This window comes from Streptomyces sp. ISL-11 (assembly GCF_018614525.1).
In the GTDB taxonomy this organism is placed as follows: Bacteria; Actinomycetota; Actinomycetes; order Streptomycetales; family Streptomycetaceae; genus Streptomyces.
On the sequence record NZ_JAGGOL010000067.1, the window covers coordinates 1 to 16,816 of the forward strand.

The following is a 16,816-nucleotide window of genomic DNA, read 5'->3' on the forward strand; positions in this document are numbered from 1 at the left end:
CCCCGGACCCCGCCCGCCCCTTCCGGGACCGCCCAGGTCCCGGAAGGAACGTGGCCGGGATCTGCTGCGGGCCGCCGGCGCGGTCGGCACCCGGGTCGTGGGGTGGTGGGCTGGACGGCGGGCGTGCGGTCACGGGGCGGTCCTCCTCGGGCCCCCGGCGGCGGCCGGGGGAGTGGTCGGTGGGGCGGGGCGGCGGGTCACGCCGGCCGCTCGCCGTCGGGGCGGCCGGCAGGGCCGCTCGGGTGAACCGCCGCCGCGCGGGTGGGCTCCGCACCGGTGCTCGGCGCGGCGATCCCGCCCGGACGCCGGCCGCACCCGGCGCCGGTGCCGCGGCGGGACACGTATCCCGCCGTATCAGCCTCACCGCCGGACAGCGGTTCCGCGAGCCGGCGGATCGCCGACATCGGCACCGGCAGCCAGTCCGGCCGGTGCCGGGCCTCGTACAGGACTTCGTAGACGGCCTTGTCCGTCTCGTGGGCGCGCAGCAGCTGCGGCTCCTCGCGCGGGTCGCCGTGCACCGTGGCGTAGCCCTCGCAGAACGCGGCGCGGGCCCGCTCCGACCAGCTGCCGCCGGTGGCGCGGCCCACCGCGGCCGCGTAGTCGAAGGAGCGCAGCATGCCCGCGACGTCGCGCGCGGCCGGCTGCGGCCGGCGGCGCTCGGTCAGCGGGCGCGCCGGTTCTCCCTCGAAGTCGATGAGCGCCCAGCGGCCGTCCTCCGCGGTGCGCAGGGCCTGGCCCAGGTGCAGGTCGCCGTGGATGCGCTGGGCGCGCCACGTGCGCCCGGCCCGGCCGAGCGCGGCGAGTTCGTCGAACGCGCCGCGCAGCGCCGCCCGGTAGGGGCGCAGCGCGGGGACGGCGTCGGCGGCCGCGTCCAGGCGGCGGGTCATGGTGGCGGCCAGGTGTTCGAGCTGGGGCCGGCGCAGGACCACGGTGGGCAGCGCGTCGGCCAGCGCGGCGTGCACCTCGGCCGTGGCGTGGCCGAGCGCGCGGGCGGAGGCGGTGAAGTCGGCCCGTACGGCCAGGGCGCTGAGGGCCAGTTGCCAGCCGTCGGCGGAGCCGGGCAGGTAGGGCTGGAGCACACCGAGGGTCAGCGGGCCGGTCCCCGAGCCGGGCAGCTCGGCCTCGAACCAGGCGGCCGGCGGCGGCACCCGGTCACAGGTGGTGCCGGCGAGGGCGCGGGGGAGTTCGAGGTCGGGGTTGATGCCGGGGCAGACGCGTCGGAAGAGCTTGAGGATGTACGTTTCGCCGTAGACGACGGAGGAATTGGACTGCTCGGCGCCCAGCAGCCGGGGCACCAGGCCGGGCGCGATGGCGGCGCCCTCCTCGCGGCTGAAGCGCAGCGGCCCGAGCCGGCCCGGCGCCCGCAGCCGCTCCAGGAGCAGGCCGGCCAGGCGCGGATCGGCGAGGCCCTCGTAGACGGTGCGGCCGTGCAGCGGGCCGCCGGAGGGGCGGCCGATGAGCGCGGGCGCCAGATGCGGGGGCAGGACGTCCTGCACGCCGAGGAGCAGTTGGTAGCAGTCGTCGGTGCCGGTGTGAAGGGCCGCGGAGCCGGTCTCCGCGGGGATCTGCTCACCGGCGGGGGAGCCGGACTGGTGGGCGCGCACGAGCAGGTGGAGCAGCCCGGGAGTGGTGGTGCCGGTGGGCTGGGGGAGCAGCTCGGTGGCCGCGACGAGCGTGAAGCCGGTGATCGGTCGGCCCTTCCCCGCGAACCACCGCTGCCGGGGCAGCCACTCGGCGAGCAGCGGCACCAGTGAGCCGAGCAGCCCGGGCTCGCCGACGGCCGGCCGCAGCGCGGCGGTGGCCGACGCGGCGCGGACCGTGGACAGCAGCGGCTCGGGGGCCGCCCCGCGGCGGGTGGCCCCCCGGCGGGACGGTGCAGCGTCCGACATGGCGTCGCGTCCTTTCCCCGGGCACACGACAGGTAGGGCAAAGTGTCCCGGATTGCGGCTTTGACCGGTGCGCGGTGCGGGACGTGTCGGGCGAGGATCGTCCGTACGGTCAGCCCCTGCGGCCTGTGCGTGCGGTGCGTGCGATGCGTGCGGTGCGTTGCGGTGGCCTGAGGCGGCCCCTGCGGCGGATCGATGTGCTCGGCCCGGCCCGTGCGTAGTAGTGAGGGTTCCCAGGGTTCGCAAGGGAAAACCGCCCGTGCGCGGCCGATCGGACGCGCACGGGTTTTCCCCTCAGTGTCCGGCGGGCGGCGGCGCGTTGCGGCGCAGCCGGAACCAGTAGAAGCCGTGACCGGCCAGCGTCAGCAGATACGGCAGCTCACCGATGGCCGGGAAGCGCACCCCGCCGATGAGCTCGACCGGGTGCCGGGCGTTGAACGACCGGAGATCGAGCTCGGTCGGCTGTGCGAAGCGCGAGAAATTGTTCACGCACAGGACCAGGTCGTCGTCGCTCTGCCCGGGGACGCGGACCTCGCGCAGGAAGGCGAGGACGGCGGGGTTGCTGGAGGGGAGCTCGGTGTACGAGCCGAGTCCGAAAGCGGGGTTCTGCTTGCGGATCTCGATCATCCGGCGCGTCCAGTGCAGCAGCGAGGAGGGGCTGCTCATGGCGGCCTCGACGTTGGTGACCTGGTAACCGTAGACGGGGTCCATGATGGTCGGCAGGTAGAGCCGGCCCGGGTCGCAGGAGGAGAAGCCGGCGTTGCGGTCGGGCGTCCACTGCATCGGGGTGCGCACCCCGTCGCGGTCGCCGAGCCAGATGTTGTCCCCCATGCCGATCTCGTCGCCGTAGTAGAGGATCGGCGAGCCGGGCAGCGACAGCAACAGCGCGGTGAACAGCTCGATCTGATTGCGGTCGTTGTCGAGCAGGGGTGCCAGCCGGCGCCGGATGCCGATGTTGGCGCGCATCCGCGGGTCCTTGGCGTACTCCGCGTACATGTAGTCGCGCTCTTCGTCGGTGACCATTTCGAGGGTGAGCTCGTCGTGGTTGCGCAGGAAGATGCCCCACTGGCAGCGCGCGGGGATGGCCGGGGTCTTGGCCAGGATTTCCGAGACCGGGTAGCGGGATTCCCGCCGTACGGCCATGAAGATGCGCGGCATCACCGGGAAGTGGAACGCCATGTGGCACTCGTTGCCGCCCGCGGCGTAGTCGCCGAAGTAGTCGACGACGTCCTCCGGCCACTGATTGGCCTCGGCCAGCAGCACGGTGTCCGGGTAGTGGGCGTCGATCTCGGCCCGTACCCGCTTGAGGAACTCGTGGCTGCGCGGGAGGTTCTCGCAGTTGGTGCCCTCCTCGGCGAAGAGGTACGGCACCGCGTCCAGACGGAAGCCGTCGATGCCGAGGTCCAGCCAGAACCGCAGCGCGGCGAGGATCTCCTCCTGCACCGCCGGGTTCTCGTAGTTGAGATCGGGCTGGTGCGAGAAGAACCGGTGCCAGTAGTACTGCTTGCGCACCGGGTCGAAGGTCCAGTTCGAGGACTCGGTGTCCACGAAGATGATCCGCGCGTCCTGGTACTGCTTGTCGTCGTCGGCCCAGACGTAGTAGTCGCCGTAGGGGCCGTCGGGATCGGCGCGCGACTGCTGGAACCAGTCGTGCTGATCGCTCGTATGGTTCATGACAAAATCGATGATGACGCGCATGCCCCGCTGATGCGCCGCGTCCACGAACTCCACGAAATCGGCGAGGTCGCCGAACTCCGGCAGCACCGCGGTGTAGTCGGAGACGTCGTACCCCCCGTCGCGCAGCGGCGACTGGAAGAACGGCGGCAGCCACAGGCAGTCGACGCCGAGCCATTGCAGATAGTCCAGCTTGGCGGTCAGGCCCTTGAGGTCGCCGATGCCGTCGCCGTCGCTGTCCTGGAAGGACCGTACGAGCACTTCGTAGAAGACGGCTCGCTTGAACCAGTCGGGATCCAGGTCCTTGGCCGGGGTGTCCTCGAACGTGTCGTGGACGGGCTCATTGACGATCATGGTGTGGGTGACCCTCCGATCGGTGAGGACGGTCGCAGCGAGAACACGTGCGCGGGCGCGATGGAACGGCCCGGCTCCAGGCGCACATAGTTGTCCCTGCCCCAGTGATAGGTCTCTCCGGTGAGCTCGTCGCGCACCGGGACGGACTCGTGCCACGCGAGGCCGAGTTCCGGCATGTCCAACGAGACCGTGGCCTCCTGGGTGTGGTGGGGGTCGAGGTTGACGACCGTGAGGACGCACGAGCCGCCCGACCGCTTGGAATAGGCGATGACGGCGTCGTTGTCGGCGTGATGGAAACGCAAGTTGCGGAGCCTGCGCAGGGCGAGCTGACGCCGCCGCAGCCGGTTCAGGAGGGTGATCAGCGGCGCGAGGCTGCGGCCCGCCCGCTCGGCGCCCGCCCAGTCGCGGGGGCGCAGCTGGTACTTCTCGGAGTCCAGGTACTCCTCGCTGCCCTGTCGCACCGGGGTGTTCTCGCACAGTTCGTAGCCGGCGTAGACACCCCAGGAAGGGGAGAGCGTGGCGGCGAGCACGGCCCGGATCTCGAAGGCCGCCCGGCCGCCGTCCTGGAGGTAGGCGTGCAGGATGTCGGGGGTGTTGACGAAGAGGTTGGGGCGCATGCAGGCGGCCGCCTCGCCCGACAGCTCGCTGAGGTAGTCGGTCAGCTCGTGCTTGGTATTGCGCCAGGTGAAATAGGTGTACGACTGCTGGAAGCCGGCCGCGCCCAGCGCGCGCATCATCGGGGGCCGGGTGAACGCCTCGGCGAGGAAGACGACGTCCGGGTCGGTGCGGCCCACCTCGGCGATGACCCGCTCCCAGAAGACCACCGGCTTGGTGTGCGGATTGTCGACGCGGAAGATCCGCACGCCGTGACCCATCCACACGCGCAGCACCCGCAGCGTCTCGCGGAGGATGCCGTCGAAGTCCTCGTCGAAGGCCAGCGGATAGATGTCCTGGTACTTCTTCGGCGGGTTCTCGGCGTAGGCGATGGTGCCGTCGGCGCGGTGGCGGAACCACTCGGGGTGCTTGCCGACCCAGGGGTGGTCGGGCGAGCACTGGAGGGCGAAGTCCAGCGCGACCTCCATCCGCAGCTCGCGCGCCCGCTCGACGAAGTGGTCGAAGTCCTCGAAGGTGCCGAGGTCGGGGTGGAGCGCGTCGTGGCCGCCGTCCGCCGAGCCGATCGCCCAGGGGCTGCCCACGTCGTACGGGCCCGCCGTCAGGGCGTTGTTGGGGCCCTTGCGGTAGGCGGTGCCGATGGGGTGCACCGGCGGGAGGTAGACGACGTCGAAGCCCATCGCCGCGATCGCCGGCAGCCGCCGGGCCGCCGTCCGGAACGTGCCGCTGACGGGCGACCCGCCCTCCGGCAGCAGCGCGCCCTCCGAGCGCGGGAACAGCTCGTACCAGGAACCGAAGAGCGCCCGCTCGCGCTCGACGAGCACGGGCACCGAGCGGCTGGTGGTCACCAGCTCGCGCAGCGGATGGGCGGCCAGCGCCCCGGTGACCGAGGGCGTGAGCGCGGCGGCCAGCCGTGCGGCGACCGGCCGCCCGGCGTCCCGCAGCGCGTCGGCCGCGGCCAGCACCGCCTCCCGGCCCTCTTTCTTCGGCACCCCGGCGGCCGCCCGCTCGTGGAGCAGCGCGCCCTCCTCCAGGACCAGTTCGGCGTCGATGCCCGCCGGCACCTTGATGCCCGCCTCGTGCCGCCACGTCCCCACCGGGTCGCTCCACGCCTCCACGGCGTACGACCAGCGGCCCTCGGCGTCCGGGGTGACCTCCGCGCCCCACCGGTCGGTGCCCGGTGCCAGCTCCCGCATCGGCGTCCACGGGCCGCAGCGGCCCGCCGGATCCCGCAGCACCACATTGGCACCCAGCGCGTCATGGCCCTCGCGGAAGACGGTGGCGGTCACCTGGAACGCCTCTCCGGCCACCGCCTTGACGGGCCTACGGCCGCAGTCCACGAGCGGGCCGAGGTCCAGGACGGGAATGCGACCGATCATGGGATCACCTGGAGGTTCGACGGAATCGGGGGTCTGGCGGGTTCTGCTCTTTCTATCTGCTCCACCGGCCGTCGGCCGGACGCGGGAGGAACCGCGTTCTCCCGCGTTCACTCGGGTGGCCGCGGAGGAAATGCGGAAACGACGATGCCGTGACCGAAAGGGCCACGGCCCGGCCGGGGGAGTTTTCCCTGCATACCGATTGAGCTTGCCCACCGGCCCCGGGCGGGCATGCCCACACGGATGAACTACCGGTGCGTAGTTACCCTGGCACCGCGTGGGGAGGACGGCCGGCACGCCGTCACCCGTATGAAGTCTCCTCGTTGGGCCGATCGTGTGCAATGCGCGGAAAGGGGGTAAGCGGCGCCCGGACGGGGTAGCGACCGCCCGGCACCGTCGTCGAAGTGCGTAGGGTCGTCCGGCCGCCGGAGCGCGGCACGTACGCGTGGCGTATTTCCCGGTCGGCCGAGTGCATCAGCGGGTGATCCGCTCCGGGCGGTCGTGTTCCACGCGGGAGCGCGTGGCCGCCGCCTCCAGCAGCCGCAGCGCCGCCTCCGAAGAGGAGCCCGGTTCCGCGCTGAACGCCAGCAGCCCCTGGCCGCCGGTGTCCGGCAGCCGCATCATCTCGAACGCCAGGGTCATCGAACCCACCAGCGGATGGCGGAAGAACTCCTCCCCCGAGGTGCAGGCGCTCACCGGGTGGCCGGACCACAGTGCGGCGAAGTCCGCGCTGCCCGCCGACAGTTCGCCGACGATCTCCGTCAGGCCCCGGTCGCGGGGGTATTCACCCACCGCCAGCCGCAGCGAGGCGACCGCGCGCCGCGCCTTCTCCTCCCACCGCGGGTACAGCTCCCGCGCGCGGCCGTCCAGGAAGAGCAGCCGCTGGGTGTTGGGCCGCTCCTCCGCCCGTTCGGGGGCGTCGAACGCGAGGTGGGGCGCCAGCAGCGCGTGGCTCAGCGGGTTCCAGGTGAGGACGTCGTACCGCGCGTCGAGGACGAGCGCGGGCACGCCCATCGACGCCACCAGCTGCCGCACCCCCGGCCCCGCCGCCCCCACCACCGGTGCCGGCGACCGCCCGGCGCGCCCGGGGCGGGCCAGGTTCCGCAGATGGGCGTGTTCGTCCGGGGTCAGCCGCAGCGCCCGCGCGAGGGCGTCGAGCACCTCGTCCGAGGCATTGCCCGACTGCCCCTGCTCCAGCCGCGTGTAGTACGCCACGCTCACCCCGGCCAGCTGCGCCAGCTCCTCGCGCCGCAGGCCGGGCACGCGCCGGCGTGCGCCGTACGCCACCAAGCCCACGTCAGCGGGCTGAAGGCGCGCCCGGCGCGTACGGAGGAAGTCTCCCAACTCGACAGGTATATCCATGGCACCAGTCAACATCAGGGGGCGCACTCGCCGCCCGCTCCTGCCAGGGGTGGGCAGTTGCCGCGAACAAGCACGATCCGGGCCCCTCGCGACGCTACCGTCGTGGGGGTGAAGGCCATTCGTCGATTCAGTGTGCGCCCCGTCCTTCCGGAGCCCCTACGACCGCTCAGCGAGCTGGCGCGCAATCTGCGCTGGTCCTGGCACCCCGAGACCCGTGAGCTCTTCCAGGCCGTCGACCCCGAGGGCTGGCAGGCCGCCGCCGGCGATCCGCTGCGCCTGCTGGGCGCCGTGCCCGCCACCCGGCTGGCCGCCCTCGCCGAGGACCGCCGCTTCCGCCGGCGGCTCGCCGCGGCCTCCGACGACCTGCACGACTATCTCACCGGCCGGCGCTGGTACCAGGAACAGCCCGACGGGCTGCCCGCCGCCATCGCCTATTTCTCCCCCGAATTCGGCATCACCGCCGCCCTGCCGCAGTACAGCGGCGGCCTCGGCATCCTCGCCGGCGACCACCTCAAGTCCGCCAGCGACCTCGGCGTCCCGCTCATCGGCGTGGGACTGCTCTACCGTCACGGCTACTTCCGCCAGTCCCTCTCCCGCGAGGGGTGGCAGCAGGAGCACTACCCCCTGCTCGACCCCAACGAGCTCCCGCTGACCATGCTCCGCGAGCCCGACGGCACACCCAGCCGCGTCTCCCTCGCCCTGCCCGGCGGCCGCTGTCTGCTCGCCTACGTCTGGCAGGCCCACGTCGGCCGGGTGCCGCTGCTGCTCCTGGACTCCGACGTCGAGGAGAACGCCCCCGGCGAGCGGGAGGTCACCGACCGGCTCTACGGCGGCGGCGGCGAGCACCGGCTGCTGCAGGAGATGCTGCTGGGCATCGGCGGGATCCGCGCGGTCCGTACGTACTGCCGGCTGACCGGCCACCCCGAGCCGGAGGTGTTCCACACCAACGAGGGGCACGCCGGCTTCCTCGGCCTGGAACGCATCCGCGAACACGTCGAGCAGGGCGCCGACTTCGACTCCGCCCTCGAATGCGTCCGCGCCGGAGCCGTCTTCACCACCCACACGCCCGTCCCCGCCGGCATCGACCGCTTCGACCGCGAGCTCGTCGCCCGCCACTTCGGCCCCGTCGGCGAGCTCCCCGGCATCGACGTCGAACGCGTCCTCGAACTCGGTCTGGAGACCTACCCCGGCGGAGAGCCCAACCTCTTCAACATGGCCGTCATGGGCCTGCGCCTCGCCCAGCGCGCCAACGGCGTCTCCACCCTCCACGGACAGGTCAGCCGGCAGATGTTCGCCGGACTCTGGCCGGGCTTCGACCCCGAGGAGGTGCCCATCACCTCCGTCACCAACGGCGTCCACGCCCCCACCTGGGTCGCCCCCGAGGTGCTGCGGCTCGGCACCCGGCAGCTCGGCGCCGGCCGCGCCGAGGACGCCCTGTCCCTCGGCGGCTCCCAGCGCTGGGACGCCGTCGACGACATCCCCGACGCCGACATCTGGGAGCTCCGGCGCACCTTGCGCGAACAGCTCGTGCACGAGGTGCGCGACCGGCTGCGCGCCTCCTGGCGCCAGCGCGGCGCCGGCACCGCCGAACTCGGCTGGATCGACGGCGTCCTCGACCCGGACGTCCTCACCATCGGCTTCGCCCGCCGCGTCCCCTCGTACAAACGCCTCACCCTCATGCTCCGCGACCGCGACCGGCTGATGGAGCTGCTGCTCCACTCCGAGCGGCCCGTCCAGATCGTCGTCGCCGGCAAGGCCCACCCGGCCGACGACAGCGGCAAACGCCTGGTGCAGGAGCTCGTGCGGTTCACCGACGACCCGCGCGTACGCCACCGCGTCGTCTTCCTGCCCGACTACGGCATGGCCATGGCCCAGAAGCTCTACCCCGGCTGCGACGTCTGGCTCAACAACCCGCTGCGCCCGCTGGAGGCGTGCGGCACCTCCGGGATGAAGGCCGCGCTCAACGGCTGTCTCAACCTCTCCGTCCTCGACGGCTGGTGGGACGAATGGTTCGAGCCCGACTTCGGCTGGGCCATTCCCACCGCCGACGGCACCGCCACGGACGAGGACCGCCGCGACGACCTGGAGGCCGCGGCCCTCTACGGCCTGCTGGAGGAGCACGTCGCGCCACGCTTCTACGACCGGGGCGCGGGCGGACTGCCCGGCCGATGGATCGAGATGGTCCGCCGGACGCTGGCCACCCTAAGCCCGAAGGTGCTCGCCGGCCGCATGGTGCGCGAGTACGTGGAGCGGCTCTACGCCCCCGCGGCCGAGGCGCAGCGGGCCCTGAACCCTGACGCGGCACGGGAGCTGGCCGCCTGGAAGTCCCGGGTCCGCGAGGCGTGGCCGGCCGTCGCCGTCGACCACGTGGAGGCGGTGGCGGACACCACCCTGAACGGCACCGCCGAGCTCGGCTCCACGGTCTCGCTGCGGGTGAGCGTCACCCTGGGCGGCCTGGACCCGGCGGACGTCGAGGTCCAGGCCGTCGCCGGCCGCGTCGATCCCTCCGACCACCTCAGCCGCACCACCACCTTCCCCCTCAAGCCCACCGCCGGACCGGGCCTCGACGGCCGCCGGCTGTACGAGGGGCCGCTGACCCTGGACCGCACGGGCCCGTTCGGCTACACCGTCCGGACCCTGCCCGCCCACCGGCTGCTGGCCAGTGGTGCGGAGCTGGGCCTGGTGACCCTGCCGTCGCAGACGACGGCCGAGGCGGCGGGAGTGCTGCTGCGCTGAGCCGGCGCCGGACGTAGTGAGACGCCGTCCGGGGGAGTCGCACTCACCCCGGACGGCGCCCCGTCCGTACGGCGGCCGTCACCGGCCGCCGGTCACTGTGTGGATCAGAAGGTCAGCTTCCAGCTGTTGATCGTGCCGCTGTCGGCCGAGTAGACGTCCTGGACCTGGAGCTTCCAGGTGCCGGTGGCGGACACCGCGGAGGCGTCGACGGTGTACGACTCCTTCACGTCCGCGGCCGAGTCCCAGGAGTCCGAGTCCTTGAGCGACCAGGTCTTGCCGTTGGGCGCCACCAGGTCGATCGTGAGGTCGCCGCGGTAGGTGTGCGTGATGTTCACGTCCACCTTCAGGGCGGCGGAGCCGTTGCCGCTGCGGGTCACGACGATCGGCGAGGTGACGGCCGCACCGGCGTCCGGGATCGCCACCGGGGTGGTGTTCTCGAAGACGCTGCCGCCGCCCGTGGTGTTGACGGTCCACTTGAAGGTGGCGGTGCCCGTCTTGCCGGCCGAGTCCTTCACCGTCACGGTGACCGTGCTGGTGCCCGTGGTGGTCGGGGTGCCGGAGATCAGACCGGTGGAGGAGTTGATCGACAGGCCTGCGGGCAGCCCGGTTGCCGAGTAGGTCAGCGAACCGCTCGTGGAACTCGTCGCCTTGATCTGCAGGGAGACGGCGGTGTTCACGATGCTGGTCTGGTCGCCGGGAGAGGTGACGGAGACACCGGTGGAGACCCGGCTGCCGACGTTGATGGCGGCCCAGGCGTTGGCCGCGTTGTTGTACGTCTCGCTGCCGACGCCGAACAGCTCGCCGGCGGCCCACAGCGTCGCGTCGCGCGCGCTCGCGTAGTTGGTGTTGGACTGCATCCGCTGGCTCAGTGCCTTGAACCAGATCTTCGCGGCGTTGTCCCGGCCGATGCCGGTGACCGGCTGCCCGTCGGAGGTCGGGGAGTCGTAGTGCACGCCGTTGATGTCCTTGGGGCCGCTGCCCTCGGACGCCAGGTAGAACCAGTGGTTGGCCGGGCCCGACGAGTAGTGCACGTCGATGCCGCCGAGGCCGGAGTACCACGCGTCCTTGGACCGGCCGTCCTTGCTCGGCTTGTCCATGTAGCGCAACGGGGTGCCGTTGCCATTGATGTCGATCTTCTCGCCGACCAGGTAGTCACCCGGGTCGGACGGGTTGTTCGCCCAGAACTCGACAGCCGCGGCGAAGATGTCCGAGGTCGCCTCGTTGAGGCCGCCCGACTCGCCGCTGTAGGTGAGGTTGGCGGTGGCCGAGGTGACGCCGTGCGTCATCTCGTGCGCGGCCACGTCGATCGAGGTCAGCGGCTTGGCGTTGCCGGACCCGTCGCCGTAGGTCATGCAGAAGCAGCTGTCGTCCCAGAACGCGTTGACGTAGGCGTTGCCGTAGTGGACCCGGCTGTACGCGCCCTTGCCGTCGCCCTTGATGCCGGTGCGCCCGTGCACGTTCTTGTAGTAGTCCCACGTCAGCTGGGCGCCGTAATGCGCGTCGACACCGGCGGTGGCCGGGTCGCTGGTGGTGCCGTTGCCCCAGACGTCGTCGGTGTCGGTGAAGAGGGTGCCGGTGCCGGACGAGCCGTGCTTGAGGTCGTACGTCTTGTGTCCGCCGCGCGTTCCGTCGGTCATCGTGTACGAGGGGGTCGTGCCGATGGTGACCTTGCCGCTGTACTGGCTGTTGCCGGTGCCCTGCTTGACGCCCTGGAACTCGAAGAGCTTCGCGCCGGTCTTCGCGTCGGTGATGACGTGCAGCTGGTTGGGCGTGCCGTCGTCCTGGAGCCCGCCGACGACGGTCTCGTACGCGAGGACCGGCGTGCCCTTGGCCGCCCAGATCACCTTGCGCGGCGCCTTGTCGGCCTTGGTGGCCTTCGAGCCCTGCGCGTTGGCCGCCTTGACGGCGTCCTTCTCCGCGGTGGCGGCGGCGAAGGCGGGGGTGGTCGTGGCGACGGCCACGCGGGCCTTCGTCGCCTTGGCCACGGTCTTGACGGCGCCGCCCTTGGTCGCGTCGACCACGAGGTCGCCGCCGAGGACGGGCAGCCCGTCGTACGTGCGCTCGTAGCGGGTGTGCAGGGTGCCGTTGGCGTCCTTGGTCACATCGCGGACGACCAGCTGTTCCTTGGCGCCGAGGCCGAGGGACTCGGCGGTCTTCGCCTTGGTCGCGTTGGCGTCGCGTATGAGCTCGGCGCGCTGCGAGGGGCTGAGCTTGGCGGGGAGCGCGCCGGGGTCGGCCTTGGCGACGACCTTGCGGCCGGCGGGTGCGTCGTCGGTACGGGCGTCGGCGGAACCGGTCTGTACGCCGACGGCCAGCATGGCGGTGACGGCGACCAACGCGCCGGTGGCGACTGCTCGCCGATGGGGGGTGGGTCTCACGCTGACTCCTTCTGCGGTGGCCACGGTGGGTGACCGGAAGAGGCCGGGCGGCGAGCTGACCGCCCGGGCGGAGCGTGGTCTGCTGCACGGGCCCACCGGGTGGGGCTTCGGGAGGCACGCGGATACGGCGACGCGACGCCCGGCGGTGGTGCCATGGGGAAGCCGTGCGTCGGTGGAGGGAAGAGTGCCACTGCGGGCATGTACGTGTCAGGAGTCCGGCGGAAGGTTGGCCGGATTGCGTCCGTTGACGTAAGAACACGGTCCGCATAGCGGTGACCCGTGGGTTCGGGGTTCGCGCGTTTGCCCTGTGCGGGTGTGGTTCCCGCTGCGCGGCGCGCTGTCCGCTGCGCGGGGCTGTTCAGATGCGGGGTCGGGCCTCCGCGGGTGCTTGTCGGGGCTGCTTCGCTTTACGCCCTGACAAGCACCCGCTCCGGCCCGCCCCTCCCGCGGGCGGTGGGAAGAACCCCTCTCCGGTTCCGGCCAGTTGCGCGGTGCCGGCCGCCACTGGTCTTTACCTCCCACCCACCGGCAGGAGGGGACGGGGCTGCGGGGGCCTGTTGTCGGGGCGTAAAGCGAAGCAGCCCCGACAACAGGCCCCCGCAGCCCCGGCACCGACCGCCAACAAGCCCCGCGCAGCGGCACAAGCCCCGCGCAGCGGCACAAGCCCCGCGCAGCGGCACAAGCCCCGCGCAGCGGCACAAGCCCCGCGCAGCGGAAACGGCACCGCGCAGCGGAAACGGCACCGCACGGGGCAACCGTGCGAGACCCCGACCGGCCGTCAGGCCAAACCGTCGCGCCAAGCTCGATGGAGCTTCGCGTAGCGCCCCGTACCCGCCACCAGCCCGGAGGGCACCCCGTCCTCCACGATCCGGCCGTCCGCCATCACCAGCACCCGGTCCGCGATCGACACCGTCGACAGCCGATGCGCGATGATCACAGCCGTACGCCCGCGCAGCACCACCCGCATCGCGCGCTGCACCGCCCGTTCGCCCGGGATGTCCAGCGAGGACGTCGCCTCGTCGAGGATGAGGACCGCCGGGTCGGCGAGCAGCGCGCGGGCGAAGGCGACCAATTGGCGCTGGCCGGCGGAGATGCGGCCGCCGCGCTTGCGGACGTCCGTGTCGTAGCCGTCCGGCAGCGCCGTGATGAAGTCGTGCGCGCCGATCGCCTTCGCCGCCTGTTCGATGTCCTCGCGCGTCGCGCCGGGGCGACCGATGGCGATGTTCTCGGCGACCGTCCCGGAGAAGAGGAACGCCTCCTGGGTGACCATCACGACGCCGCGGCGCAGCTCCGCGCCGGCCAGGTCGCGCAGCGGGACCCCGTCGAGGCGGACCTCGCCCTCGGTCGGGTCGTAGAAGCGGGCGAGGAGCTTGGCCAGGGTGGACTTGCCGGCGCCGGTCGAGCCGACGACCGCCACCGTACGGCCGGCGGCCAGGGTCAGGTCGAAGCGGGGGAGCACCTCGCCGCCCGTCCGGTAGGCGAAGCGCACCCCGTCGAGGACGACCTCGCGGCCGGGGCTGCCGGCGGGGCGCGGGGGCAGGGGCGTGGGGTCGCGCGGTTCCGGGACGGAGGGCCGCTGGGCGAGCAGGCCCGCGATCTTCTCCAGGGACGCGGCCGCCGACTGGTAGGAGTTGAGGAACATCCCGAGCCGGTCGATCGGGTCGTACAGCCGCCGCAGGTACAGCACCGAGGCCGCGAGCGCGCCGAGCGCCAGCCCGCCGCCGGCGACGCGGTAGGCACCCCACAGGACGATCGCGGCGAGGACGGTGTTGGCCGTCAGCCGGGAGAGGACCACGTAGCGGGCCATCTCCAGCATGGCGTCCGCGTTGGCCCGCCGGTGGGTGTCGTTGAGTTCGTCGAAGTGGGCGTCGTTGGCGGACTCGCGGCGGAACGCCTTGACCGGGCGGATGCCGTTCATGGTCTCGGTGAACTTCACGATGACCGCCGCGATCGCGGTGGAGCGCCGGCTGTAGACCCGCATCGAACGGCGCCGGTAGGAGCGTACGAGCAGATACAGCGGCGCGAAGGACAGCAGGGCCGCGCCACCCAGGCCCGGGTCGAGGTACAGCAGCGTCGCCGAGACGTACACCACCGAGAGGGCGACGCCGATCAGTTCCTGGAGGCCGTCGTTGAGCAGCTCGCGGATCGACTCCACGTCGGTGGTGGCGCGGGAGATCAGGCGGCCGGAGGTGTAGCGCTCGTGGAAGTCGACGCTGAGCGACTGCGCGTGGCGGAAGATGCGGCCGCGCAGGTCCAGCAGGACGTCCTGGCCGATGCGCGCCGCGAGCCGGACGAAGGCCAGCTGGAGCAGCCCGGAGGCCAGAGCGCACACCGCGTACCCGACGGCGACGGCGACGAGAGGGCCGTGGTCGCCGCGACGGACCGCCGGCACACCGCGGTCGATGGCGTACGCCACGAGCAGCGGCCCGGCCTGGACGGCGGCCTGCTGGAGGAGCAGCAGGACGACGGCGAGCCGGGCCGGGCGGCGCGCGGGGGCCAGGAGCGAGCGCAGCAGGGCGCGGGAGGCGCCCTGGGGCGTGGGCAGGACGTCCTTGTCGAAGGGGTCCCGGGCGGGTGACGCGACGGTCGGGCCGGCCTCGGTGGCCGGCTGGTCGGCGGTGGTGGTCATCGGGGCCGGCCTCCTGTCGGCTCGCCGGACATGAGCGAGGCGTACTCCCGGCTCTGGCGCAGGAGTTCGTGGTGGGTGCCCACCGCCGCCACGCGCCCGCCGGACAGCAGTGCCACCCGGTCGGCGAGCAGGACCGTGGAGGGGCGGTGGGCGACGACGAGGGCCGTCGTGGTCGCCAGGACCTCGCGCAGGGCGGCCTCGACCAGGGCCTCGGTGTGCACGTCGAGCGCGGAGAGCGGGTCGTCGAGGATCAGGAAGCGCGGCTCGCCGACGACCGCGCGGGCCAGCGCGAGACGCTGCCGCTGACCGCCGGACAGGCTCAGGCCCTGTTCGCCGACCTGGGTGCGCGGGCCGTCCGGGAGGGCGTCCACGAAGCCGGCCTGGGCGACGGCGAGCGCGCGGCGGAGGTCCTCCTCCCGGGCGTGCGGCGCGCCCATCAGGACGTTCTCGGCGACGTCGGCCGAGAAGAGCGTGGGGTCCTCGAAGGCGACGGCGACGAGCTCGCGCAGCCGGTCGCGCGGCAGCGCGGCGATGTCCAGGCCGTCGAGGGTGATCCGCCCGGCGGTGGCCTCGTGGAGGCGGGGGACGAGCGCGGTCAGGGTGGTCTTGCCGCTGCCCGTGGTGCCGACGAGGGCCATGGTCTCGCCGGTGCGGATGTGCAGGTCGATGCCGCGCAGCACGGGCGGGGCGTCCGCCGGTGCGTCGGGATAGCGGAACTCCACGCCCTCCAGGCGCAGGCCGTCGTGCTCACCGGGAGCCACCGCGGCGGCCGTGCGGGGCCGGTCCGCTTCGGGTTCCGCGTCCATCACCTCGAAGACGCGGTCCGTCGCCGTCGCCGACTCGTTCGTCACCGCGAGCAGGAAGCCGATCGACTCCACCGGCCAGCGCAGCGCGAGCGCCGTCGACAGGAACGCCACCAGCGTGCCCGCCGACAGCTCGCCGTCGGCCACCCGCGCGACACCCAGGACCAGGGCGGCGCCGACGGCCAGCTCCGGCAGGATCATGATGAGCGCCCACAGCGTGCCCAGCAGGCCCGCCTTGCGCAGCTCGGTCCCGCGCAGCCCGCCGGCGAGCGCGGCGAACGCCCGCTCCTGCCCCCGGTGCCGGCCGAAGCCCTTGACGATCCGGATGCCCAGGACGCTCTCCTCGACGACCGTCGTCAGATCACCGACCTGGTCTTGTGCGGTGCGCGCGGCCTGGGAGTAGCGCTCCTCGAAGTACCGGCACAGCACGATCAGCGGGGCCACCGGCGCGAGCAGCACCAGCCCCAGCGTCCACTGCTGCGTCAGCAGAATGGCGAAACCCACCACGATGGTCACCCCGTTGACCAGCAGGAAGGTCAACGGGAACGCCAGGAAGATCCGCAGCAGCATCAGGTCCGTCGTGGCGCGCGAGAGCAACTGCCCCGAGGGCCAGCGGTCGTGGAAGGCGACGGGCAGCCGCTGGAGCCGGTGGTAGAGCGCGGCCCGCAGGTCCGCCTCGACACGGGTCAGCGGCCGGGCGACCAGCGCCCGCCGCGCCCAGAAGAGCAGCGCCTCCGTCGTGCCCAGCAGCAGCACGACCACACCGCCCAGCCACACCCCCGAGGGGTCGTGGGCGGCGACCGGCCCGTCCACCATCCACTTCAGGACGAGCGGTATGACCAGACCGGCGCAGGAGGCCAGGACCGCCGCGCAGGCGGCCGCGATCAGTCTGCCGCGCACCGGCCGCACGTACGGCCACAGGCGCAGCAGCGAGCGCGTCGCGGAGCGACGCTCGGTCGGGCGGGGCTCTGCCGTGGTGTCGGTCATCAGGAGCGAGACTACGGTT

General features: G+C 72.7%; 8 protein-coding genes. 1 reads left to right on the forward strand and 7 read right to left on the reverse strand.

Going from position 1 to position 16,816, the window contains the following annotated elements:
• Positions 1 to 197 precede the first annotated feature (197 nt).
• The 4 genes from J7E86_RS14895 to J7E86_RS14910 form a co-directional block, all read right to left on the reverse strand.
• Positions 198 to 1,889, reverse strand: a complete 1,692-nt coding sequence (locus J7E86_RS14895) for a phosphotransferase (RefSeq protein WP_215082146.1) — start codon at positions 1,887 to 1,889, stop codon at positions 198 to 200.
• A 291-nt stretch (positions 1,890 to 2,180) separates the two neighbouring features.
• The gene (gene treS / locus J7E86_RS14900; protein WP_215082147.1) at positions 2,181 to 3,914 is read right to left on the reverse strand and encodes a maltose alpha-D-glucosyltransferase; all 1,734 of its coding nucleotides are present in this window, start codon (positions 3,912 to 3,914) and stop codon (positions 2,181 to 2,183) included.
• Positions 3,911 to 5,905 carry an alpha-1,4-glucan--maltose-1-phosphate maltosyltransferase gene (locus J7E86_RS14905; protein WP_215082148.1) on the reverse strand — a complete coding sequence of 665 codons (1,995 nt, stop codon included), beginning with the start codon at positions 5,903 to 5,905 and terminating at the stop codon, positions 3,911 to 3,913. The genes treS and J7E86_RS14905 overlap by 4 nt, the downstream gene beginning before the upstream one ends.
• A gap of 471 nt (positions 5,906 to 6,376) precedes the next feature.
• Positions 6,377 to 7,264: a helix-turn-helix domain-containing protein gene (locus J7E86_RS14910; RefSeq protein WP_215082149.1), complete on the reverse strand. Its 888-nt coding sequence runs from the start codon at positions 7,262 to 7,264 to the stop codon at positions 6,377 to 6,379.
• Between the two features lie 108 nt (positions 7,265 to 7,372).
• Here J7E86_RS14910 and glgP point away from each other — a divergent pair, with 108 nt between their 5' ends.
• The gene (glgP, locus tag J7E86_RS14915) at positions 7,373 to 10,000 is read left to right on the forward strand and encodes an alpha-glucan family phosphorylase (protein WP_215082150.1); all 2,628 of its coding nucleotides are present in this window, start codon (positions 7,373 to 7,375) and stop codon (positions 9,998 to 10,000) included.
• 104 nt (positions 10,001 to 10,104) lie between these two features.
• Here glgP and J7E86_RS14920 read toward each other — a convergent pair whose 3' ends face one another.
• The 3 genes from J7E86_RS14920 to J7E86_RS14930 form a co-directional block, all read right to left on the reverse strand.
• A complete protein-coding gene (locus tag J7E86_RS14920; protein ID WP_215082151.1) occupies positions 10,105 to 12,378 on the reverse strand; it encodes a M4 family metallopeptidase in 2,274 nt (757 codons plus the stop codon).
• A gap of 778 nt (positions 12,379 to 13,156) precedes the next feature.
• Positions 13,157 to 15,007 carry an ABC transporter ATP-binding protein gene (locus tag J7E86_RS14925; protein WP_215082152.1) on the reverse strand — a complete coding sequence of 617 codons (1,851 nt, stop codon included), beginning with the start codon at positions 15,005 to 15,007 and terminating at the stop codon, positions 13,157 to 13,159.
• A complete protein-coding gene (locus J7E86_RS14930; protein ID WP_215082153.1) occupies positions 15,004 to 16,797 on the reverse strand; it encodes an ABC transporter ATP-binding protein in 1,794 nt (597 codons plus the stop codon). The genes J7E86_RS14925 and J7E86_RS14930 overlap by 4 nt, the downstream gene beginning before the upstream one ends.
• Between the last annotated feature and the right edge of the window lie 19 nt (positions 16,798 to 16,816).